This window comes from Arenibacter antarcticus (genome assembly GCF_041320605.1).
GTDB classification, from domain to species: Bacteria; Bacteroidota; Bacteroidia; order Flavobacteriales; family Flavobacteriaceae; genus Arenibacter; species Arenibacter antarcticus.
In genome coordinates this window covers 2428816-2451385 of the sequence record NZ_CP166679.1, presented here as the reverse complement: position 1 = coordinate 2451385, position 22570 = coordinate 2428816, and the positions used below count along the sequence as shown (strand labels likewise).

At 39.5% G+C, this 22570-nt stretch carries 21 protein-coding genes; 11 read left to right on the top strand and 10 right to left on the bottom strand.

What is annotated here, in order from left to right; genetic code table 11:
- Nucleotides 1-33: 33 nt before the first annotated feature.
- Nucleotides 34-408, top strand: coding sequence for a DoxX family membrane protein (locus tag KCTC52924_RS10010; RefSeq protein WP_251808089.1), 375 nt, complete (start codon nucleotides 34-36; stop codon nucleotides 406-408).
- Nucleotides 409-510: 102 nt separating this feature from the next.
- Here KCTC52924_RS10010 and KCTC52924_RS10005 read toward each other — a convergent pair whose 3' ends face one another.
- The 4 genes from KCTC52924_RS10005 to KCTC52924_RS09990 all read right to left on the bottom strand — a co-directional run bounded on the left by KCTC52924_RS10005 (nucleotide 511) and on the right by KCTC52924_RS09990 (nucleotide 4055).
- On the bottom strand, nucleotides 511-1038 hold the full coding sequence (locus tag KCTC52924_RS10005; protein WP_251808088.1) for a DUF4136 domain-containing protein: 528 nt from the start codon (nucleotides 1036-1038) through the stop codon (nucleotides 511-513).
- 29 nt (nucleotides 1039-1067) lie between these two features.
- A complete protein-coding gene (locus KCTC52924_RS10000) occupies nucleotides 1068-1781 on the bottom strand; it encodes an ion transporter (RefSeq protein ID WP_251808087.1) in 714 nt (237 codons plus the stop codon).
- Nucleotides 1782-1785: 4 nt separating this feature from the next.
- A complete protein-coding gene (gene obgE / locus KCTC52924_RS09995) occupies nucleotides 1786-2787 on the bottom strand; it encodes a GTPase ObgE (RefSeq protein WP_251808086.1) in 1002 nt (333 codons plus the stop codon).
- Between the two features lie 152 nt (nucleotides 2788-2939).
- A complete protein-coding gene (locus KCTC52924_RS09990; RefSeq protein ID WP_251808085.1) occupies nucleotides 2940-4055 on the bottom strand; it encodes an adenylate kinase in 1116 nt (371 codons plus the stop codon).
- 149 nt (nucleotides 4056-4204) lie between these two features.
- Here KCTC52924_RS09990 and KCTC52924_RS09985 point away from each other — a divergent pair, with 149 nt between their 5' ends.
- The 3 genes from KCTC52924_RS09985 to KCTC52924_RS09975 all read left to right on the top strand — a co-directional run bounded on the left by KCTC52924_RS09985 (nucleotide 4205) and on the right by KCTC52924_RS09975 (nucleotide 8107).
- Complete coding sequence (locus KCTC52924_RS09985; RefSeq protein WP_251808084.1) at nucleotides 4205-5359, top strand: 5-(carboxyamino)imidazole ribonucleotide synthase; 1155 nt, start codon at nucleotides 4205-4207, stop codon at nucleotides 5357-5359.
- A 29-nt stretch (nucleotides 5360-5388) separates the two neighbouring features.
- On the top strand, nucleotides 5389-5880 hold the full coding sequence (purE, locus tag KCTC52924_RS09980) for a 5-(carboxyamino)imidazole ribonucleotide mutase (RefSeq protein WP_251808083.1): 492 nt from the start codon (nucleotides 5389-5391) through the stop codon (nucleotides 5878-5880).
- Between the two features lie 202 nt (nucleotides 5881-6082).
- Nucleotides 6083-8107, top strand: coding sequence for a M3 family metallopeptidase (locus KCTC52924_RS09975; protein ID WP_251808082.1), 2025 nt, complete (start codon nucleotides 6083-6085; stop codon nucleotides 8105-8107).
- Nucleotides 8108-8291: 184 nt separating this feature from the next.
- Here KCTC52924_RS09975 and KCTC52924_RS09970 read toward each other — a convergent pair whose 3' ends face one another.
- Nucleotides 8292-8654 carry a rhodanese-like domain-containing protein gene (locus KCTC52924_RS09970; RefSeq protein ID WP_251808081.1) on the bottom strand — a complete coding sequence of 121 codons (363 nt, stop codon included), beginning with the start codon at nucleotides 8652-8654 and terminating at the stop codon, nucleotides 8292-8294.
- Nucleotides 8655-8727: 73 nt separating this feature from the next.
- Between KCTC52924_RS09970 and KCTC52924_RS09965 the strand changes: the two genes are divergently transcribed.
- Complete coding sequence (locus KCTC52924_RS09965; RefSeq protein ID WP_251808080.1) at nucleotides 8728-9288, top strand: sigma-70 family RNA polymerase sigma factor; 561 nt, start codon at nucleotides 8728-8730, stop codon at nucleotides 9286-9288.
- A gap of 206 nt (nucleotides 9289-9494) precedes the next feature.
- Here KCTC52924_RS09965 and KCTC52924_RS09960 read toward each other — a convergent pair whose 3' ends face one another.
- The gene (locus KCTC52924_RS09960) at nucleotides 9495-10331 is read right to left on the bottom strand and encodes a hypothetical protein (RefSeq protein ID WP_251808079.1); all 837 of its coding nucleotides are present in this window, start codon (nucleotides 10329-10331) and stop codon (nucleotides 9495-9497) included.
- Nucleotides 10332-10469: 138 nt separating this feature from the next.
- Between KCTC52924_RS09960 and gcvP the strand changes: the two genes are divergently transcribed.
- The 4 genes from gcvP to KCTC52924_RS09940 all read left to right on the top strand — a co-directional run bounded on the left by gcvP (nucleotide 10470) and on the right by KCTC52924_RS09940 (nucleotide 16033).
- Nucleotides 10470-13319, top strand: a complete 2850-nt coding sequence (gene gcvP / locus KCTC52924_RS09955) for an aminomethyl-transferring glycine dehydrogenase (RefSeq protein WP_251808078.1) — start codon at nucleotides 10470-10472, stop codon at nucleotides 13317-13319.
- Between the two features lie 168 nt (nucleotides 13320-13487).
- A complete protein-coding gene (locus tag KCTC52924_RS09950) occupies nucleotides 13488-14546 on the top strand; it encodes a 3-oxoacyl-ACP synthase III family protein (protein WP_251808077.1) in 1059 nt (352 codons plus the stop codon).
- Between the two features lie 13 nt (nucleotides 14547-14559).
- Entirely contained in the window at nucleotides 14560-15105 is a 546-nt protein-coding gene (locus KCTC52924_RS09945) for a class I SAM-dependent methyltransferase (protein WP_251808076.1), read from the top strand.
- Nucleotides 15106-15181: 76 nt separating this feature from the next.
- Nucleotides 15182-16033 carry a glycosyltransferase family 2 protein gene (locus KCTC52924_RS09940; RefSeq protein ID WP_251808075.1) on the top strand — a complete coding sequence of 284 codons (852 nt, stop codon included), beginning with the start codon at nucleotides 15182-15184 and terminating at the stop codon, nucleotides 16031-16033.
- 37 nt (nucleotides 16034-16070) lie between these two features.
- On the opposite strand, the gene pafA is transcribed toward KCTC52924_RS09940, so the two are convergent.
- Nucleotides 16071-17753, bottom strand: coding sequence for an alkaline phosphatase PafA (gene pafA / locus KCTC52924_RS09935; RefSeq protein ID WP_251808074.1), 1683 nt, complete (start codon nucleotides 17751-17753; stop codon nucleotides 16071-16073).
- A gap of 114 nt (nucleotides 17754-17867) precedes the next feature.
- On the opposite strand from pafA, the gene KCTC52924_RS09930 reads away from it, so the two are divergent.
- Nucleotides 17868-18605, top strand: a complete 738-nt coding sequence (locus KCTC52924_RS09930; protein WP_251808073.1) for an ABC transporter permease — start codon at nucleotides 17868-17870, stop codon at nucleotides 18603-18605.
- Nucleotides 18605-19372, top strand: a complete 768-nt coding sequence (locus tag KCTC52924_RS09925) for an ABC transporter ATP-binding protein (RefSeq protein WP_251808072.1) — start codon at nucleotides 18605-18607, stop codon at nucleotides 19370-19372. Before KCTC52924_RS09930 ends, KCTC52924_RS09925 begins: the two co-directional genes overlap by 1 nt.
- Here KCTC52924_RS09925 and KCTC52924_RS09920 read toward each other — a convergent pair.
- From KCTC52924_RS09920 to KCTC52924_RS09910, 3 genes are read right to left on the bottom strand one after another with little or no spacing between them, the layout of a single operon-like run.
- Complete coding sequence (locus KCTC52924_RS09920) at nucleotides 19369-20829, bottom strand: DUF389 domain-containing protein (protein ID WP_251808071.1); 1461 nt, start codon at nucleotides 20827-20829, stop codon at nucleotides 19369-19371. The two genes, KCTC52924_RS09925 and KCTC52924_RS09920, sit on opposite strands and share 4 nt — an antisense overlap.
- A gap of 2 nt (nucleotides 20830-20831) precedes the next feature.
- Nucleotides 20832-21911: a mannose-1-phosphate guanylyltransferase gene (locus KCTC52924_RS09915; protein WP_251808070.1), complete on the bottom strand. Its 1080-nt coding sequence runs from the start codon at nucleotides 21909-21911 to the stop codon at nucleotides 20832-20834.
- 9 nt (nucleotides 21912-21920) lie between these two features.
- Complete coding sequence (locus KCTC52924_RS09910; RefSeq protein ID WP_251808069.1) at nucleotides 21921-22523, bottom strand: SprT-like domain-containing protein; 603 nt, start codon at nucleotides 22521-22523, stop codon at nucleotides 21921-21923.
- Between the last annotated feature and the right edge of the window lie 47 nt (nucleotides 22524-22570).

Genomic DNA, 22570 nt, shown 5'->3' with positions numbered 1-22570 from the left:
AATTAACCATAACCAACATAAAATAAAACAATTATGAATGCGACATTTTTTATAGGTCTAAGAATAGTTTTCGGTCTCTTTCTCATTGTTTTTGGGGCAAATAAATTTTTACATTTTATGCCAGCGGGTGAAATGTCGGAGGCTGCCATGAACTACTTTTCGGCATTGATGAGTACTAATACCATAAACATTATAGCTATAGTTGAAATTCTGTCTGGGATTTCCCTACTGCTCAACAAATACGCAGCCTTAATGATGCTGATCCTTATGATTATCTCCGTTAATGCTATATTGTTCCATGCGTTTTTAGAGCCGGGATCCATAGGTGGCGCATTGGTCCTGATAATATTGAATATTGTTATGCTGTACGCTTATAAGGACAGATATAAAGATATACTAAGGCCGTAATTAAACCTAAAGTACAGAAACCCAAAAAGCAGTTCGTTTAAACGAACTGCTTTTTGGGTTTCTGTATATTTTATAAAGGGGATTGCCCTGTAATAATCCACTTTATTTCCGTTGTTTGGGCGGATATTTTTCAAATGCCTTCTGCACTATTGCTCTAAGTTTTTCTTCTTTAATTTCAGGAGTACTGTTATCATTAAATGCACTAACGGTTACGGCCTGCCAGAAAAGTTCATCTTTTTGGCTATCTACAAAATCGAATCGAATTTCCCGTTCCATTTTTGCTGCACCAACTGGGATACCAACAGATAGTCCGCCCCCTACATTTCTACCAGAACCACCCAGCCCAACTCCTACGGTATTCTTTCTTGCCGCCTGAAAAGACCGCCCCACAATGGCCACATAAAAATCCGGTTCCTCGGATAACAACAAGCCCTTAGCTCTCATAGTAGAATCTATGGCCCTCATCAACCTACGGTTATCCAAATCGTTAAGACCTGTTTCCATGTCCGGATAATAATTGTAAGTAGAATAAGCAGAAAATTCTGTTTCGTTATCGTAATCGTACTGAACACGCACAGCACTGCAAGAGGATATAAATAGAAGTAGCAATAGGGGTAAGGCGAATTTCATTTGGGATGTTTTTATAAAAATAGTGAAAATTATTCTTCCCCTTTTTCATTATCTATAGAATTCGTTAAAGCGGAGGAGATGATCCCCGTGGGAATAGCGACAATTCCTAGACCGATCATCAATATGACAAAGGTAAACATCCTACCTCCTAAGGTAATGGGATAAACGTCCCCGTAACCTACGGTAGTCAAGGTAATTATGGCCCACCATAAACTATCGAAAATTGAGGCAAAATGCTCTGGCTGAACTTCATTTTCAAAGTAGTAAATACCAACTGCGGATAAATAAATTAGGATCAGTGTTACAAAAAGAAACAAGGTAATCTCTTCCTTTGCCGTTTTAATAGCGATGGAGAATCGGTTTATAGCCCTATTGTACCGCATCAGCTTTAAAATCCTAAATAACCTGAGAAAACGGAGCGCTCTTAGAGATCGCAGGTCTAGCCCCAAAGCCAAATAAAATGGCAAAATGGCCAACAGGTCAATTATTCCAAAAAAGCTAAATACAAATTTCAATTTTCGTTCGGACACAAATAATCGAAGCAGATACTCCACGCTAAATACCAACACGCAAAATATTTCGATTCCCCTAAGAATAATTTTGGTATCATCGCTAATACTTGGAACGGTTTCCATAGTAAACGCAACAATGGAAATCAATATAAGGGTTTGAATAAAAAAACCGAAATACCGACTTTTCGGTGTTTCATTTCCTTCTACCATATCCCTTAGATAATCCCTCATACGCTTAATTATTCAACATGGACCAGAGCTTATCCTTAAGTTCCACCAAGCCCAATTGGGCTACGGAGGAAATAAACATATAGGGAACATCCTTAAAATCCTTGTCTAGCTCTGCCCTCATTTCAGCAATGAGTTCCTCGTCTAGCATATCCGATTTTGAGATGACCACTAATCGGCTTTTATCCAAAAGTTCTGGGTTGTACCTTCGGAGTTCATCCAAAAGAATTTCGTATTCCTTGGTGATATCCTTACTATCTGCCGGGATTAAAAATAACAAAGTAGAGTTACGCTCTATATGCCTTAAAAAATAGTGACCCAATCCCTTTCCTTCAGCAGCACCTTCTATAATACCGGGAATATCAGCAATAACAAAACTTTTAAAATCCCTGTATTCCACAATTCCCAAATTGGGTTTAAGGGTGGTGAATTCGTAATCTGCTATTTTAGGTTTTGCGGAAGTAAGTACGGATAGTAAAGTGGATTTCCCTGCATTAGGAAAACCTACCAGACCAACATCGGCCAAAACCTTTAGTTCAAAAATAAGGTCTATTTCCAATCCATCAATTCCAGGTTGGGCGTATCTAGGGGTCTGATTGGTAGCTGTTCTAAAATGCCAATTACCACGACCTCCCATTCCTCCTTCCAATAGAATTTTTTCTTCTTGGTCATCGGTTATTTCAAAAAGCACTTCTTGTGTTTCCGAGTCCTTTATAACCGTACCCAAAGGCACATCTATATATACATCCTCTCCATCGGCACCGCTACTTCTATTTTTACTTCCGTGCCCACCATGTCCTGCCCTATAGGTACGCGTATATTTGAAACCCAATAAGGTCCATAAGTTTTTGTTACCACGAACGATAATATGTCCACCTCTACCACCATCACCCCCATCGGGACCTCCTTTGGTTATAAACTTTTCCCTATGCAAGTGTATAGATCCTTTTCCTCCCTTACCGGATTCTAGGTGCACTTTTACATAATCCACAAAATTTCCCTCAGTCATTTATTTTGTTTATTATTCTAACGACAATTATCAAAAACCGTAATATCATGCTACGGCAGATCTCCAATAGCCACGCACAACTACCCTAGACGGTAGGATTTCATGTGCAACTAATCGCTATTTAATTAATAAAGTCCACCTAATCCTTAGGTTTAGACCTCCTGCAGTTCTTCGATCACTTTGGCCAAACGACTGGTAATATCCTCAATGGAACCTATTCCGTTTACACTGTGAAATTTTCCTTGAATATCGTAATAGTCCTTTAAAGGAGCTGTTTTTTCATTGTATTCCTCAAATCGGTTACGGATCTTACCTTCATCTTGATCATCGGACCTACCACTGATCTTTCCACGCTCTAACAACCTATTTATCAAGATCTCATCATTTGCCTCTAGGGCGATAGTAGCATCAATTTTCATCTGCTTAGAAATCAAGAAATCATCTAAAGCCTTTGCTTGCGCGGTAGTCCTTGGAAAACCATCAAAAATAAATCCACTGGCCTCGGCATTCTTCTCTACTTCATCCTGCAGCATTTTAATGGTAACCTCATCGGGAACCAATTCCCCCTTATCTATATAGAGTTTCGCTAGTGTACCCAGCTCTGTTCCATTCTTGATATTGTACCTAAATACATCCCCTGTGGAAATGTGTTTTAGATTATATTTTTCTTTTAAAAATGAGGCCTGCGTACCCTTTCCAGCACCGGGTTTTCCAAACAAAACGAGGTTGATCATGTGTTTTTGGTTAAGTTGATATACTTCTTTTAAATTTCTTCCTAATTCGTTATAATCCAATCCATAACCAACAATAAACCTATCCTCGATCTTCATTCCAAAATAGTCAATATCGTACTCTCCATTATAGACTTCCGATTTGTAAAACATGGTAGCGATCTTAAATTCCTTTACGTTGGTAGCGGAAAATATATCGATCAATTTTTTAACCGTTCTACCAGTATCGATAATATCTTCCAAAATAATAACACTACGTCCCTCTATATTTTCAGGGACATCCAATAAAGTTTCCACGATCCCTGTTGAGGTAAGCCCCTGATACGAACTTAATTTTACAAATGAGACCTCACATGGGTGTTGATATGCTTTAAGAAAGTCGGACACGAACATAAAAGACCCATTAAGGACCCCTACAAAAATGGGAACTTCCCCTTTATAGTCCTCTGCTATGGCATCTGCCACCTTTTTAATTGCGGACAGAATTTCGCCCTCGCTTATAAAAGGCTTAAAATATTTATCGTGAAGCTTTATCAATGCTATTGATTTTATAACAAATTTAAGATGCCAAATATACCACTTTGATTTCTCTTTTTTGCCCGTCCGCGTCTAGTTTCTAAGATTTAACTGTATTTTTGTGCCTAAAATACCATCTTTCATAAATAATTACTAGCGAAACATTTCTAATGAACTATTTTTCTTCTGATTTTAAATTGGGAATTCTTGGTGGCGGACAGTTGGGCAAGATGATGTTGTATGAGACCCGAAAATTTGATATCCACACCAAGGTAATGGATCCATCTCCCGATGCTCCATCCAGAATTGCCTGCGACGAATTTATCGAAGGAGATTTAATGGACTACGATGCGGTCTACAACCTTGGAAAAAAGGTAGATGTCCTCACCATTGAAATTGAAAATGTAAACTTAAGTGCTCTGATAAAATTAGAGGAAGAGGGATTAAAAGTATATCCCCCTACCCGCACCCTGCGCATTATCCAGAATAAAGCAAAACAAAAATTATTCTATGTGGACAATAATATTCCCACGGCCGATTTTCAACGTTTTGCATACAAAAGCGAGATAGAGGACAGCATAGATAACGGGGGAGTAAAATTTCCATTTATTTGGAAGGCAGCACAATTTGGCTATGACGGTCAGGGAGTAAAGGTGGTCCGTAAGATGGAAGATTTGAAGGACCTACCTTCCGGTGAATGTATCACGGAAGTATTAGTGCCCTTTAAAAATGAACTTGCTGTTATAGTTGCCCGAAGCGCCAATGGCGAAGTAAGGACCTATCCCGTAGTAGAAATGGAATTCCACCCAGAGGCCAATCAGGTAGAATACGTTATATGTCCAGCACGCATCTCAGATTCAGTAGCCAAAAAAGCTATTGAAATAGCGCTAAAGGTCTCGGACAAAATGGAACATGTGGGTATTTTGGCGGTAGAAATGTTCCAGACCCAAGACGATCAGATCTTAGTAAACGAAGTTGCCCCAAGACCACACAACAGCGGCCATTACAGTATTGAAGCTAGTTATACCAATCAGTTTGAACAACATATTCGCGCTATTCTAAACCTACCCCTAGGCAATACAGAAAGCAAGCTAGCAGGCATTATGGTAAATTTGGTAGGAGCTGAAGGGCATACCGGCAATGTAGTGTACCAAAACATGGAGGAAATTCTTAGGTTAGACGGAGTTACCCCCCATATCTATGGAAAAAAACAAACTAGACCTTTTCGGAAAATGGGGCATGTCTCCATCGTTAACAACGATATAGACAAGGCTAGGCAGATAGCGGAACTAGTGAAAAATACAATTAAAGTGATCAGCCAATAAGTATCGGCAAATAAGCAATCTTCAATATTATGAGTAAAGTAGCAGTAGTTATGGGAAGTACCAGTGACCTCCCTGTAATGCAGGAAGCCATTGATATATTAAGGGGGTTTGACATTGAGGTTGATGTGGACATTGTTTCTGCACATCGCACCCCGGAAAAATTATTCGAATTTAGTAAAAACGCCCATATAAAAGGGTATTCTGTAATCATAGCTGGTGCTGGTGGCGCAGCCCATTTACCCGGAATGGTGGCTTCTATGTCGCCTTTACCTGTAATTGGCGTACCTGTAAAGAGCAGTAATTCTATTGACGGCTGGGATTCCGTACTCTCAATCCTGCAAATGCCAGGAGGAGTGCCGGTTGCCACAGTTGCTCTTAATGGCGCCAAAAATGCAGGGATATTGGCAGCTCAAATCATCGGGAGTTCTGACAAATGCATATTGGACAAGATTATCTTATACAAGGAAGGCCTAAAGCTAAAGGTGATTGAAGGTGCTAAATTGGTTCGCGGAGAAAAGTAATCGCAACCAAGCAACTGGGTTGCTGCGTACACTAGTAAAAAATTAAGGAATTGACCATGGGTAGCTGGCAGTTCCTACCTACGAACAACCACCCATATACTGACCATTGAAATCAAAATAGTTGCCTATGTAATTGCATTAGGAGGCTAATAACAACGCCCATTATTTTACAAGTTCAACAAAAAAAGAAATTTTTCATCCTATGATCAATCCTTTATTATCCCCATTTGATACGGCACCATTTTCCAAAATAAGGAACGAGCACTTTAAGCCTGCAATTTTACAGGCCATAGAAGATGCCAGAAAAGAAATCGATGCCATTGCCGAATCCACAGAGCAACTTACCTTTGAGAATACCATTGCTGCTCTCGACTTTTCAGGACAACAATTGGACCGCGTCACCAGTGTGTTTTTTAATCTCAATTCGGCGGAAACCAATGCCGAAATTCAGAAAATAGCTCAGGAAATATCACCATTACTATCAGAATTCAGCAATGACATCACCCTTAACCAAGACCTATTTAAAAAGGTAAAAGCAGTCTACAACCAAAAGGACCAACTAGAGCTCACTCCTGAAGAGCACACCTTATTGGACAAAAAATACAAGGGTTTTAGTAGGAACGGCGCCAATTTACCAGAAGACAAAAAGAAACGTTTACGGGAGATCGATACGGAACTCTCCAGACTGAAATTGCAGTTTGGCGAAAATGTTTTGGCGGAGACCAACAAATACGAAATGCACCTCACTAAGGAGTCCGACTTGGATGGACTCCCTGACGGAGAAAAGGAGGCCGCGGCACATTTGGCAAAAACCAAAGATAAAACCGGATGGGTAATCACTTTAGATTACCCAAGCTATATCCCTTTCATGAAATATGCCTCCAATAGGAATTTGCGAAAGGAACTTTCCTTAGCTTTTGGCAGCAAGGGATTCCATAAGAATGAATTGGACAATCAGGAGAATATCCTCAACATAACCAGACTCAGGTATGAAAGGGCGGTGTTACTGGGATATAAATCTCATGCCCATTATGTTTTGGAGGAGCGCATGGCCGAAACTCCTGAAAAAGTAGCCGAATTCCTCGATGAATTGCAAACCATGGCCAAGCCAGCCGCCAAACGGGAATTTTTACAATTGGAGGATTTTGCCAAGGAACTGGACAATATAGACCGATTGGAAAAATGGGACAGCGCCTATTATTCCGAAAAATTGAAACAAAAACTTTTTGATTTGGACGATGAAAAGCTAAAGCCCTTTTTTAAATTGGAAAATGTTATTGCAGGAGTCTTTAAGGTTGCCGAAAAATTATTCGGACTGCAATTTGAAGAAGTTTTTGATGTTGAAAAGTATCACCCAGATGTAAAAACCTACCGCATCTACGATGGGGATAATACTATGGTATCCCTATTTTATGCCGACTTTCACCCTAGACCAGGGAAAAGGGGAGGCGCATGGATGACCTCCTATAAATCCCAATACATACACCATGGAAAAAATGTACGCCCACATATCTCCAATGTCTGTAATTTCACCAAACCCACAGCCTCAAAGCCGTCGCTACTTACCTTTAACGAGGTAACCACTTTGTTCCATGAATTTGGGCACGCTTTACACGGGATGCTAGCCAATACGATCTACCCTGGACTTTCAGGAACCTCTGTATACTGGGACTTTGTAGAATTACCGAGCCAGATCTTAGAAAACTGGTGCTACGAAAAAGAAGCTTTAGAACTTTTTGCCACCCACTATAAAACCGGGGAAACTATACCCATGGAATACGTGACAAAGATAAAGGAATCGGCCACCTTCCAAGAAGGGATGGCTACCATGCGACAATTGAGTTTTGGCATGCTAGATATGTCTTGGCATGCAGCAGATCCCACTGGGATTACCGATGTGAAAGCTCAAGAATTAAAAGCATTTAAAGATACAGACCTTTTTCCAGACGTTTCGGAAACCTGTATGAGCACTTCATTTTCTCATATTTTTCAAGGAGGATATTCTTCTGGCTATTACAGCTATAAATGGGCAGAAGTATTGGATGCAGATGCTTTTGCCTATTTTAAGGAGAACGGAATTTTCAATACGGAAATCGCCAATAAATTTAAGGATAACATCCTCTCCAAAGGCGGGACAGAAAATCCTATGGAACTCTATAAGAGATTTAGGGGCAGCGAACCTAAACTGGAACCGCTATTGGAAAGAGCAGGACTTTTAGCAAAATAGCCTATTCAGCAATAAAGAGAACAGCAACCTTGAAAACGGTATCGTGAAAATTTCACAAAAGAACAATACGGATCAAAAAGATCCAAACTTATAATATGCCCAAAATTTCAAGACAAAAGGGGCTATCAACTACTAAAGCTCCATGTGTCCAATGAGAATATCCCTCACCTAGCACATGGATTTTTTATTCTTTTGCCTTCCAGGTATCATAGCCTCCAGAGAGATTAACCACTTTAGAATACCCCATAGCCTGTAACTTTTCTTGTGCTTTGGTACTACGACCGCCTACTTTGCAGTATACATAAATGATTTTATCTCTATCTATACCCTTAAACTTATCTGCAAAATCGGAAGCCAACCAATTTATGTTTATGGAATTATCCAAGTGTCCAGCACTAAATTCCTCAGGGGTTCTAACATCTATAAGAACTGCATTTTCATCAAGCAACTCTTGGTTAAATTGGCTTATGGGTAAATCGCCTTTTACTTCTTGTACACAGCCTGTGAACAGGCCAACTACTATTAACCAAACAAATACGAATCTCATAACAAGTAAATTTGTTTCAAAAATAAGCAATCCAAGTCAAAAAAAAATCACTTACTTTGAATGTACAAAAAATATGACGAAGCAATTATTAAATCCAGACACTTGGGTAGATAGTTATTCCGACTATCTATTCAATTATGCGGTAACCCGGGTAAACGATGCGGAAATAGCCAAGGACTTAGTTCAGGAAACTTTTTTCGCAGGATTAAAGTCGGCTAAAAATTTTAAAGGGGAGGCCGCTGAGCGCACTTGGCTGATCTCTATTTTAAAACGCAAAGTAATTGACCACTATCGCAAGATAAACTCAAAGAAAGCAAAATCTATGATCCGTATTTCCCAAAACAGGGATACGGAGACCGACGGCAATTTTTTGGAGCAACAGGTTGCAGATCCTGTAAGTCTTTTAGAGAACAGCGAAATAGAAAATGAGGAATTGGGAATGGCAATCTATGAATGTATCAGCAAACTCCCCAAGAAACAGGCTTTGGCCTTTACCTTAAAAACCATAAACGGCTTAAGCACCGAAGAGGTGTGTAAGGAGCTAAATATAAATCCGTCTAATTTATGGGTAATCCTTCACAGAGCAAGGACCGCACTAATGGATTGCTTAAACACTAATTGGTTCAAAATATGAGGAATTGCAAGGAGGCTGAAATTATATGTACCAAAATACAGTACAAGGAAGCCACACTATTTGAAAAAATACGGATTAGGATTCATTTATTAATGTGTCGCACCTGCAAAACATTCATAAAAAAGAACACTAAGCTCACCTCACTTTGCGACCAGGCCAACCTAAGGACGCTTCCGCTGGAAGAAAAGGAAAGGTTAAAAAAAGCCCTAAGCGAAAGTAGATAAGAAATGCCCGATTACCAATACGGATCCCCACCAAAAAATTGGAATTGCTTCTACCCAAAATGAAGAAAAATATTTGGATTGAATCTTCTTTGTCCTATAGATCATTAGCCATAAAATAAGAAACAAAAACCCCTTACTAATGACATCCAAATAAGTGATGTCATCCTTTAAAAAAGTGCACATAAAAAATAGCAAGGAACCAAAGGCACCTAATAATTTAGAATTTATAAAACCAAAGCGTTGTGGCAAGGTATTAAGCCGCAAATCATCGTACTTTAAGTCTCTAATCTCAAAAGGCACCATTAAGACCAGCACCATTATAAACCGTTGAATTCCTTCAATAATTACATCCCAACGAATAGGCTTATCTGCAGACATCACTGGTAGCAACACCGTTGATCCCGCCCACACCAAGGCTACAATGAATATCTTAAATCCGCCCAAGCTCCTAAGATTCTTTGCACGGGGGAGCATGGGAACAGCGTACAACCCAGTCAATAATGACAAGAAAACAATACCCACCCAAGCACTAAGCGTAATGTAAAACGCATGGTATAACGCAAAGGCGCCGGCAATAAAGCTAACGAATTGTATATACCTATGGTAGGTACTGGACACCAGAATATACTTCTTGGCCTCTACTCCATATTTAACGAAATTGTAGCAAACTATAGTGCCAAAAAACACCAAAAAGGAAAAGTTATGGTCTCTGGTAATTCCAAAAAAAACACCGGTAACCTCGATCAACGCAAAAACCGCCAATGCCGTATGGATACTGGCATCCAGATAAAACTCGAACAAGCGTTTTAAATAATACATAAGTCAATTTGCAACAAACTGTTTATAAGTCGCTTGGTCGGTTAAAAACTTTAAAGGAGATCCTAATTAAACCTACAAAATAATTATAAATAATGAGTACTTTTGCACACCATTATTTTTAGATAAAATACTCAAACTATGAGGACAGACGTATTTGCCTTACGCCACATTGGCATTGAAGAAGAAGATCTTCAACAGATGTTAGCAACCATAAAAGTAGAAACTCTAGACGAATTAATTACAGAAACCATCCCCGATGATATTAGACTAAGGCAGCCACTAGTACTGGACCCACCTATGAGCGAACACGAGTACTTGTCGCACATCCAGGAACTATCGGAAAAAAATAAAATTTTCAAATCCTATATAGGCCTTGGGTACCATGAGGGTCTAACCCCTTCGGTCATTAAAAGAAACATTCTAGAAAACCCAGGTTGGTATACCGCCTACACCCCATATCAAGCAGAAATTGCCCAAGGACGTTTAGAGGCCTTGTTAAATTTCCAGACCATGGTGGTAGATTTAACAGGGATGGAACTGGCCAATGCTTCCCTTTTGGACGAAAGTACGGCAGCTGCAGAAGCAATGGCCATGCTCTATGAATTACGCTCTAGGGAGCAAAAGAAAAACAATGTGTTGAAATTTTTCGTTTCAGAGGAAATTTTACCACAGACCCTTTCCTTACTAAAAACAAGATCGGCCCCCTTAGGAATTGAATTAACGATTGGCAACCACGAAGATTTTACTTTTGGCGAGGATTTCTACGGCGCCCTTCTTCAATATCCAGGCAAAAATGGTCAGGTACACGATTTTGCACCATTTGTGGTAAAAGCTTCAGAAAATAATATAAAAACAGCAGTAGCAGCAGACCTATTAAGTCTTGTTATGTTAACCCCTCCGGGCGAATTTGGCGCCGATGTGGTAGTGGGTACTACACAGCGATTTGGTATTCCATTAGGCTATGGTGGTCCCCATGCTGCATATTTTGCCACCAAGGAGGAATATAAAAGAAGTATTCCCGGCAGAATTATTGGCGTCACCAAGGATACCGACGGCAAAACCGCCCTAAGAATGGCATTGCAGACCAGGGAACAACATATAAAAAGAGATAAAGCTACTTCCAATATCTGTACTGCCCAAGTACTTTTAGCTGTAATGGCAGGAATGTACGCAGTGTACCATGGCCCCAAAGGACTAGAATACATTGCCAACAAGGTACATTCCTCAGCCACTACCTTAGCGCAAAGCTTGGAGAAATTAGGTGTTTCCCAGATCAATTCCTCTTATTTTGACACCTTGATGGTAAACGCGGATGCTGAAAAAGTAAAAGCAATCGCCGAAAAACAAGGAGTGAATTTTAATTATATTGATGGTAATACCATAAGTATCTCACTAAACGAGGCAACCTCTTTAAAGGATTTACAGGCAATAACTGCAATTTTCGCAGAAGCATTAGATAAAGAAGAGAACACCATTGTGGCATTAAATTCCACCTCGGCCATCCTCCCATCAGTTAAGAGAAACTCCCCGTTTTTAGCCAATTCGGTTTTCAACTCCTATCATTCTGAAACGGAGTTGATGCGATACATAAAGAAATTGGAAAGAAAGGATTTGGCATTGAACCATTCCATGATTTCCTTGGGATCCTGTACCATGAAATTGAATGCAGCCTCAGAAATGCTTCCTCTTAGCATGGCACGCTGGGCCAATATACATCCTTTTGCGCCAATAGATCAGGCGGAAGGATATCAAATAATGCTAAAAGAATTAGAGAAGGACCTAAATATAATCACCGGATTTGCCGGCACCTCCCTACAACCCAATTCTGGGGCACAAGGCGAATATGCTGGACTAATGGTAATTAGGGCCTATCATGAATCTAGAAAAGAGGGACATAGAAACATATGCCTAATCCCAGCCTCAGCGCATGGAACCAATCCGGCTTCGGCAGTTATGGCGGGAATGAAGGTAGTGGTGACTAAAACCGACGATAACGGCAATATTGATGTAAGTGATTTGGCTGAAAAAGCCATTTTGCACAAAGACAACCTTGCCGCCTTAATGGTGACTTATCCATCTACCCATGGGGTTTTTGAATCGTCTATAAAAGAAATCACCAAATTGATCCATGACAATGGCGGACAAGTTTATATGGACGGTGCCAATATGAATGCCCAAGTAGGGCTCACCAACCCTGCAACCATTGGCGCAGATGTTTGTCATTTAAACCTTCACAAAACCTTTGCCATTCCTCACGGGGGAGGTGGTCCTGGTGTTGGCCCAATTTGCGTAGCAGAGCAATTGGTTCCATTTTTACCTGGAAACCCTGTAATTAAAACAGGAGGAAAGAATGCTATAACAGCAATATCTGCTGCACCTTGGGGAAGCTCCTTGGTATGTCTTATTTCTTACGGATATATAAAAATGTTAGGAGAAAGTGGACTTACCCAATCCACAAGGACCGCTATCTTAAATGCAAATTATATAAAAAATAAATTAAGTGGAAAGTTCGAGGTTCTTTACACTGGAGAAAGAGGAAGAGCTGCCCATGAAATGATTATTGACTGTCGCCCTTTTAAGCAAAAAGGCATTGAAGTATCCGATATAGCCAAAAGATTAATGGATTACGGCTTCCATGCTCCAACCGTTTCCTTCCCTGTAGCTGGAACCTTAATGATAGAGCCCACGGAAAGTGAAAGCCTCGCAGAATTGGACCGGTTTTGTGGCGCAATGCACGCAATTAGGGAAGAAATAGATGAGGCATTGATCGATGACAACAACAATCCCCTTAAAAACGCTCCACATACTTTGGAAATGGTTACTTCGGACAACTGGGAATTCCCTTATAGTAGACAAAAAGCTGCTTTTCCACTTCCTTATATCATGGAAAACAAATTTTGGCCATCCGTAAGGCGCGTGGACGAAACCTATGGAGACCGTAATTTAATCTGTACCTGCGCTCCAATAGAGGCCTATATGGACGCGTAGAAACATCAGCAAATCAACTAGTTAGCAGCCTTTTACATAAATTTAAAAGGCTGTTTTCCTTTACAACTATCAATGAACGTCATGCTTGGACATCGTAAGCAATTTTATGCCGAAAGAATAGACCTGACCCATTGTATTATATTTAAAATAAAAAATGAGTAACCTATTATGAAAATTGGAATTACAGGAACTGGTTCTTACTTACCATCAGTAGTAACCAAAAACGTAGATTTTCTAGAACATGAATTTTTAAATGATGATGGCACTTCATTTAATCATTCCAATGAAGTTATTATTCAAAAATTTAGGAGCATTACTGGTATAGAGGAGCGCCGTTATGCAACCAAAGATATAAACACTTCCAATATGGCCTTCTTTGCGGCTGAAAAAGCCATTGCCGATGCTGGCATTGATAAGGAAGAATTGGATTACATCATTTTCGCCCATAATTTCGGCGATGTTTCCGAGGGTAAAAGTCAAGGGGACACCTTACCCAGCTTGGCAACCAGGGTGAAGCACCAATTAAAAATAAACAATCCAAAATGTGTGGCATATGACCTCATGTTTGGCTGTCCAGGCTGGCTAGAAGGAGTAATTCAGGCAAATGCATTTATAAAAAGTGGGATTGCTAAAAAATGCCTTGTTATTGGGGCAGAAACACTATCTAGGGTTGTTGACAAGCATGACCGCGATTCCATGATCTACTCGGACGGAGCCGGAGCCACCATAGTAGAATCAAGAGAGGATAATGGCCAAATATTAGCTCACAATAGTGCCACTTATGCCAATGGGGAAGCGTATTTCCTTTTCTTTGGTGATTCTTTTTCCAAGCAGGTCGATGAAGACCACAGGTACATAAAAATGTACGGGAGAAAAATTTATGAATTTGCTATCACCAATGTCCCTCTAGCCATGAAAGAATGCTTGGACCAGAGCGGAGTTGCCATATCGGAGGTAAATAAAATTTTTATCCACCAGGCGAATGAAAAAATGGACGAAGCTATTATCAAGCGATTTTACAAACTATACAATCAGGAAATGCCAAAAGGCATTATGCCAATGACTATAGCTAAACTGGGAAATAGTTCGGTGGCCACAATACCTACTTTATTCGATATGGTAAAAAAAGGAAAAGTAGAAAATCAATCTATTTCCAAAGGAGATGTTGTTATCTTTGCCAGCGTTGGCGCTGGAATGAATGTAAATGCCATCGTTTACAGAGTATAATAGCAACGAGTCCATGTACGAGAAAACTTTTCCGAATAAACGTTTTAAAAATACGCTTGACTTTCTTAAAAAACACATATCTCCAGATCAAACGATCTTGGACCTTGGTGTAGAAAACCCGTTCTCTAGAATCATGAAAGAGAACGGTTATAGCGTATCCAATACTAAAGGGGAGGATTTAGATTTGGATTACACCTCTGTTCAAAAAAGTTCTGCCGAGGTGGTCACTGCCTTCGAAATATTTGAACACTTAATTGCTCCATACAACATTCTAACGGAAATAAAAAGTAATAAATTAGTGGCTAGTATCCCGTTACGTTTATGGTTTTCACCAGCCTACCGCAGTAAAACCGACGCTTGGGATAGGCATTTCCATGAATTTGAGCCATGGCAGTTTGATTGGCTATTGGAAAAAGCTGGATGGGAAGTTAAAGATAGTGCCAAATGGACTAATCCTGTTAAAAAACTAGGCATTAGACCATTGCTTAGAAGCTTTACCCCGCGTTATTACATAGTCTATGCAGAGCGGAAAATACACGCTAACAACAATTCCAAATAAAGGGATTTCCACCCCTTGAAAGAGCCAGGTGATCCACAATTGTATTTTGTATTTTAGAGGCTGTTTAAAATAAACGATGAAATACCAAATTATCATCCCAGCCCACAATGAGGGCAATTTCCTTTCGGACAACTTGCAATCCGTAGCAAACCAAAGCTTAACACCTTTTAGAGTGGTGGTAGTAAATGACCATTCTACGGACAATACGGAAAGTGTAATAGACCACTTCACCTCCAAATATCCCTTTATCACCAAGCTGAACACTACTTCCTCCGAGGAGCATATGCCGGGAAGCAAAGTAATTAATGCCTTTAACAAAGGCTTGGAGATAATTGATCTTGACTATGATTTCTTAGTGAAATTAGATGCAGACACCATACTGCCATCTGATTACTTTAAAAAAATTGCCGAAATTTTTCACCTTAATCCAAAGGCTGGAATTGCCGGAGGGTTTATTTATGAGCAGGATAAAAGCGGGGAATGGATTTTAAATCACCCCATGGATAAAGATCACGTTCGCGGAGCCTTTAAGGCGTATTCCAAAACTTGTTTTAAAGCTATTGGTGGACTTAAAAACGCAATGGGATGGGATACAGTAGATGAGTTACTTGCGCAGTACTATTCCTTTGAAATACACACTGAAGATAGCTTGGCGGTTAAACACCTTCGCCCCCTAGGAAAAGGATACAACCAAAAAGCGAGATTACTACAGGGAAAAGCCATGTACACCATGAGGTACGGGCTGATAATTAGCTTTATCGCCTCCATTAAAATGGCCTTCAAGCACCATAAGCCTAAAGTATTCTGGGATAATATGCGGGGATTTTTAAAAGCAAAAAAAGAAAAGTCACCCTTTTTAGTAAATACAGCCGAAGGTAAATTTATTCGCCAGTTGCGTTGGAAAAAAATAAGGGCCAAACTTTTCTAAGAAGAAATGCTTGGCCCTTACTAAAACAATATTTTGACTATTCTAACACCTCAACTATAGGTGCTCCAGTTGTCCCTGAAGGAAATGCCATCCCCAAAAGAGCTGAAATGGTCGGGGCAATATCAGGAATTTCAGTCCTGTTTACCGTACTCCCTTTTTTAATCCCTTTTCCAAAGAACAATAAAGGAGAATGAGTATCGTATATCCACGGAGACCCATGGGTAGATCCTGTTTTATTATAACTAATAGCAGATGGATCATAAACGATAAGGATGTCGCCAGAACGTTTCTGATTGTACCCATTCTGTATAATATTGGAAATTCCCTTGGTATAATTATTTTGCCACATCTGATTGGCGGTATATATCTTATAAATTCCTTCGTACAGTATTAGTTCTTGAGCAATATTATTTTGAATCTCAGCAAGGTCTATATCCAAATTATTCACCACCTTATGATCCAAGAATATCTGATTGTTAGAAATGTTTTTAATGATTTCCGTAGATCCAAAAGTATATTTAAGATAATCGTTTAGCTTATTCTTTATGTCTGTTAACGACAAATAGTTTGCCGGTATTTTCTGATCCTTCAAATAGGCCGGCACATGAACCGCTGCGTGGTCTGCAGTAAGAAAAACAGTGTATTCCCCTACTCCAACCTTCTCATCCAATCTTTTAAATAGGCGCTCTAAATCTTGGTCCAAACGCATATAAGTATCTTGTATCTCCTTGGAATTAACACCCCATTTATGCCCTACATAATCCGTACTTGAGTAACTCACCGCAAGGAAATCCGTGATATTATCCTCTCCCAAGGATTCCTTGTCTAACGCAGCCAATGCAAAATCGGTAGTCAGACTGTTTCCATAGGGCGTGTTGGCAAGTATGCTATATTGGTCATTATCATCCCACAAAGCCTCTAGGTCATATGGGAAAGTAGCCGAAGCCTTCCCTTTAAATAAGCCTTCATAATTATTCTTATCCGATCCGCTTTCTGCATAGGTATTGATATCCTTTAGGGTAGTCCATGGCTTTTTGTACGCATCTACACTTCTTTTGGTATTGAAATCCTTTACCCAAGTAGGCAATTCATCCATATAATACGTACTTGTTATCCAATTGCCCTCATCGCCACCTTTAAACCAGTAGGCTGCATTAGCAGAATGACCTCCAGGTAAAACAGCACCCCTATCTTTTATAGCAACTGCAATTACTTTCCCTTGCATTTGGGTATGCAATCGCAATTGATCTGTCATGGTAGTAGATTGCATCCTATGGGGAGACATTTTCCCCGAGTCGGAGGCGGTACCCACAGAGTTATAGGAATCATCTCCTGCACAGTATACACTTTTATCATCAAATTTATCGTACCAATCATTTCCTATTATACCATGTACAGAAGGGGAAGTACCGGTATACACAGATGCATGCCCCGGGCCAGTGTAGGTTGGCGCATAATTGAAATGATTGTTTTTACAGTTAAAACCGTCATTCACCATTCGTTTAAATCCACCTTCCCCATAGCGATCCCAAAAACGGGTAAGATAATCATACCTCATTTGATCCACTACGATACCAACTACCAGTTTTGGAGTAGCAGCAATCTCTTTAGTCTCACTAATCTCTATTTTATTCCGAGATTTCCTTTGGGCATGCAAAGGAACGCTGGCATAACCAAGGAATACCAACAAAAACAATACTAATACACTTCTTTTTATCATTATTATAAATTTTATGAAACTCAAAAATATAGAATTTAAACCTTTATACCTCAATTGAAGGTTAAATGATTCTTAATATTGTTATTTTTACATTTGCAAGCATATTTATATTGAATGAACTACTTAGCATCGATTGGCAGCTATTTTATTATGATCAGGGAGGTTTTTAAAAAACCCACAAAATGGTCTGTAATGAAAAAGTTGATCTTAAAGGAAATTGACGAACTTATTTATGGATCCCTCGGCATAATAATTTTTATCTCGTTTTTCATAGGTGGTGTTGTAGCAATACAGACCGCTCTAAACATTACCAATCCATTAATACCCAGAAACCTTATCGGTTTTGCCACCAGGCAATCGGTTATATTGGAATTTGCACCGACTTTCACCTCTATTATTATGGCGGGGAAAGTGGGGTCTTATATCACTTCTAGTATTGGAACGATGCGGGTAACGGAACAAATTGATGCTCTGGAGATCATGGGAGTCAATTCTTTAAACTATTTAGTCTTTCCGAAAATTATTGCCATGCTATTCTATCCTTTTGTAATAGCCATTGCTATGTACGTAGGTATTTTTGGAGGCTGGGTAGCTGGAGTTTTCGGCGGATTTAGTTCCAGTGCCGACTTTGTAGAAGGACTACAATTAGATTTTATTCCATTTCACATCACTTATTCCTTTTTAAAATCGATTGTTTTTGCACTCGTCATTGCCACCATACCCTCTTTCCATGGGTATTATATGAAAGGTGGAGCCTTGGAAGTAGGGAAAGCGAGTACTACTTCCTTTGTATGGACCAGTGTAGTTATTATTATTTTCAACTATGTGCTAACACAATTACTATTGGGCTAATGATAGAAGTAAACAACATCCATAAATCTTTTGATGACTCCCATGTATTAAAAGGGATCAGTTCTAATTTTGAGAAGGGCAAGACCAATTTAATCATCGGCCAAAGTGGGTCTGGTAAAACTGTATTTATAAAATGCTTACTCGGCCTCTTTAGTACAGATAAGGGCACTATTAGTTATGATGGAAAAATCTATTCCGACTTAACGGGAGACGAACAGCGAGATCTTAGGCAAGAGATGGGCATGGTATTCCAGGGTAGCGCTTTATTCGATTCTATGACCGTAGAGGGCAATGTTATGTTTCCATTAACCATGTTTACCAAACAATCCAAATCAGAAATGCAGGACCGGGCAGATTTTGTATTAAAAAGGGTAAACCTTTTGGATGCCCATAAAAAATTTCCTTCTGAAATATCTGGGGGAATGCAAAAAAGGGTAGCCATTGCAAGGGCCATAGTGATGAACCCCAAATATTTGTTTTGCGATGAACCCAATTCTGGATTGGATCCCAAGACAGCAATACTGATCGACAATCTGATCCATGAAATAACCCAGGAATACGACATTACCACGGTGATCAATACTCATGATATGAACTCCGTTATGGAAATAGGCGAAAAGATAATTTTCCTAAAGAACGGACTCAAAGAATGGGAAGGCAGCAATAAGGAGATTTTTAAAACAGATAACGAGGCGGTAACAGACTTTGTCTATTCCTCGGAACTCTTTAAAAAGGTGCGCCAGATGTATATAGAAGAAAGAAATTAAATTTTTTCTTCCCTTACCTGAATTTTAGCATTCTTTAATCTTAATCGCAACCAGTCAGTTAATTTTTGGGTGTCCTTTGTTTTTTGATGGCTAGACAGTCCTTTTTTCCATTGCACATTAAAAACGGGGATGGTATCTAACTTACTAAAATCGGTCGTAATAGTATAGGCAAAACCCAAATTACTCAAATTCTCATAATTGGTCTTTGCCTCTGCACTAATTTCTTGAAAAGGGATTTGTTGGGCAGCAATTTTACTCATTTTCCCCACCTCTTCTTTTAGGACCTGTATTTGTTGTTCCTTACTTAAGAGTTCAGCTTTTTTAGTTTCGTACAGTTCGTTTACGTACTTCATTTGATCCAATTCCAAATTCTTGGAACCTTGTACAATTTTTAATTCCACGTTCCGCAACTTAACATAATTGTTCTTTTGCGTATTCCAAGTAGCTACGACATTATCCGGGATAGATTCACTGCCCATAAACACCAATTCTATATAGCCATCTTTCCCATGCGCGTACGCAATATCCGTTAGGTTATCTAGGTATCTACCTTCCCCAGGTAATTCATAGGGCTTAATATTATTGGCAATAAACTGCTTGGCTTCCTTTCTGAAAAGCGATTCCTGAAAGACATCATAAAAGGTAAATCCTGCTGGAATCATAACTAAAATAGCAACTATAGAGGCCATTCTTGCAATAAACCTTCGGCGTTGAGAATTGGCATACCGCACCATAGGGAAGCGCAACACTTTTATCACCAGGAAGGTCGCCAAACCAATAAAAATGGTATTTATTGTAAAGAGGTACATTGCTCCTGTAGCATACCCAAAATTACCAATGGCCAATCCAAAACCTACGGTACATAATGGAGGCATTAAAGCGGTGGCAATTGCAACACCAAAGATCACACTGGCAATGGTCCCTTTTTTTGCTCTGGCAATCACTAGGGCAAGGCCACCAAAAAAGGCAATAAGCACATCCCTAATGTCTGGTGCCGTACGAGCTAGTAGCTCCGATGATTCATCGCGCAATGGAAAAAAGTAGAAGAACAAGAACGCAGTAAAAACACTGAGCACCACCATGACTGCGAAATTCTTTAACGATCGCCTTAAGGTATCAATATCATTGGTAGCCAAAGAAAGCCCCACACCTAAAATAGGTCCCATAAGGGGAGAGATTAACATCGCACCTATTACCACTGCTGTACTATTGGCATTCAGCCCCACAGATGCTATAAAAATAGAGCAGATCAAAATCCATGACGTATGTCCCTTAAAGGGTATATCAGCAATAATGGACGCTTTGGTAGCCTCTTGATCAGTATTGTCACGAATATCTAATAAATCCTTCAAGAATACCCCGACCCCTCCTAAAAGGCCTTTAAAATCTCTCTTGATATTCTCTGGGTTTCCATTAGAAAACCCCTTATCGTCCTTTTTCTTTAAATTTTCTTCCATCTTTACGCAAACTGATCACCAAACTGATCTTTAACCTTTGTAAGTACTTTTTTAATTTCCTGTTCCTTAGATTTCGGATATATTAGCAACACCTCTTTTTTATCCACAATTATGTAATCGTTTAATCCATCTACAACAACAATTTTCTCTTTTGGGGCACGAATGATATTGCCGTTGGCATTCACGCTTAGCACTCTAGCATTCACCACAGCGTTGTTGTCATCATCTTTATCCAACTTATCGTATAAGGACCCCCAGGTCCCCAAATCGCTCCAATCAAATGAGGCCGGTAGCACTACAATATTGGATGATGGCTCTAAAATTGCGTAATCTATGGAAATATTCTCAGCCTTCGGATAATGCTCCAAAATAAATGCACTTTCTTCCTCTGTATTGTAATAACCTACACCTTTCCAGAATAAGTTGTACTGTTCAGGGCAGTATTTCTCAAAGGAGTTGACTATGGCCGAAACACTCCACATAAAAATTCCGGCGTTCCATAAAAAATTTCCTTGGCTTAAAAATTCTTTAGCAGTTTCATAGTCTGGTTTTTCCCTAAACTGTTTTACCCTTTTTACAGGAGTGGTATCTGTTTTTTCATATTCTATATAACCAAAACCGGTATTGGGAAAGGTTGGTTTTATCCCCAGGGTACAAAGAACATCTTCTTTTTCACATTTGTTAAAACAGCTAACCACATCTCTAGCAAATGCACTTTCATCCTCGATCCAATGATCGCTGGGTGCAACAATCATAACAGCATCCGGATTCTTCTTTTGTATTTTTAATGCAGCATATAAAATACAGGGAGCGGTATTGCGCATGGCAGGTTCCAAAACCACTTGCTCCTGTTTCACCAATGGCAATTGCTCTAAAACCAATTGGTTATACCTCTCATTGGTCAAGATCAATATGTTTTCTGTAGGAATAAATTTATTCAGTCGCTTAAACGTTTTTTGAATCAAAGTATCCCCTGCACCTAACATATCGTGAAATTGCTTTGGAAAATCGGAGGTACTTATAGGCCAAAATCGCGACCCTACTCCACCAGCCATCAAAACGGCATAATAATTTTTATTCATTTCCATCGCTTAGGTCTTTATCAATTCTACCTCGGCATTCGGTTGAAAAAGATACACTTTCCCAGTTGCCACTTCTATACATTCATATCGTTTTACCCTTTTATTTTTCTTTTGGAACAATTTACCGTTATAAATTCGGAATATACTGCCATGTGGCAACTGAAACACATAATTCTTCCCCTCCTCCTGCTTGTCAAATTCCTTGAGCGCTATGGATAGTCTTGCATCGGTATCACTGCTGGCTTTAGGGTTCTTAAAATGATTGGCCAAAAGCGGCAATATTTTGGTAGGGAACACCTCTGGCCTAATAAAGGGGAGCATTAAATATTGAAATGTCATTTTCCATTGGACACCATGGGGCTTAATTGTTTTTCCATATTTCTCAAACGCCACCAGATGCGCAATTTCATGCACCAAGGTAATCAAAAATCGATATTTGTTCAAGCTTACATTTACGGTAATCATATGCGCACCGTTAGGCAACCTTCTGTAATCACCATGACGCGTAACACGCTGGTTTACAATTTTTAAGTTTACATCATTTTCCTTTATGAGCTCCAGACACAATCCTACCGCTCTCTCAGGAAGGTACTTTTCCAATGTTTCCTGCATAGTGGCAAAATTAGAAATTTTAATAAGGTATTTGATTATTCCTATAT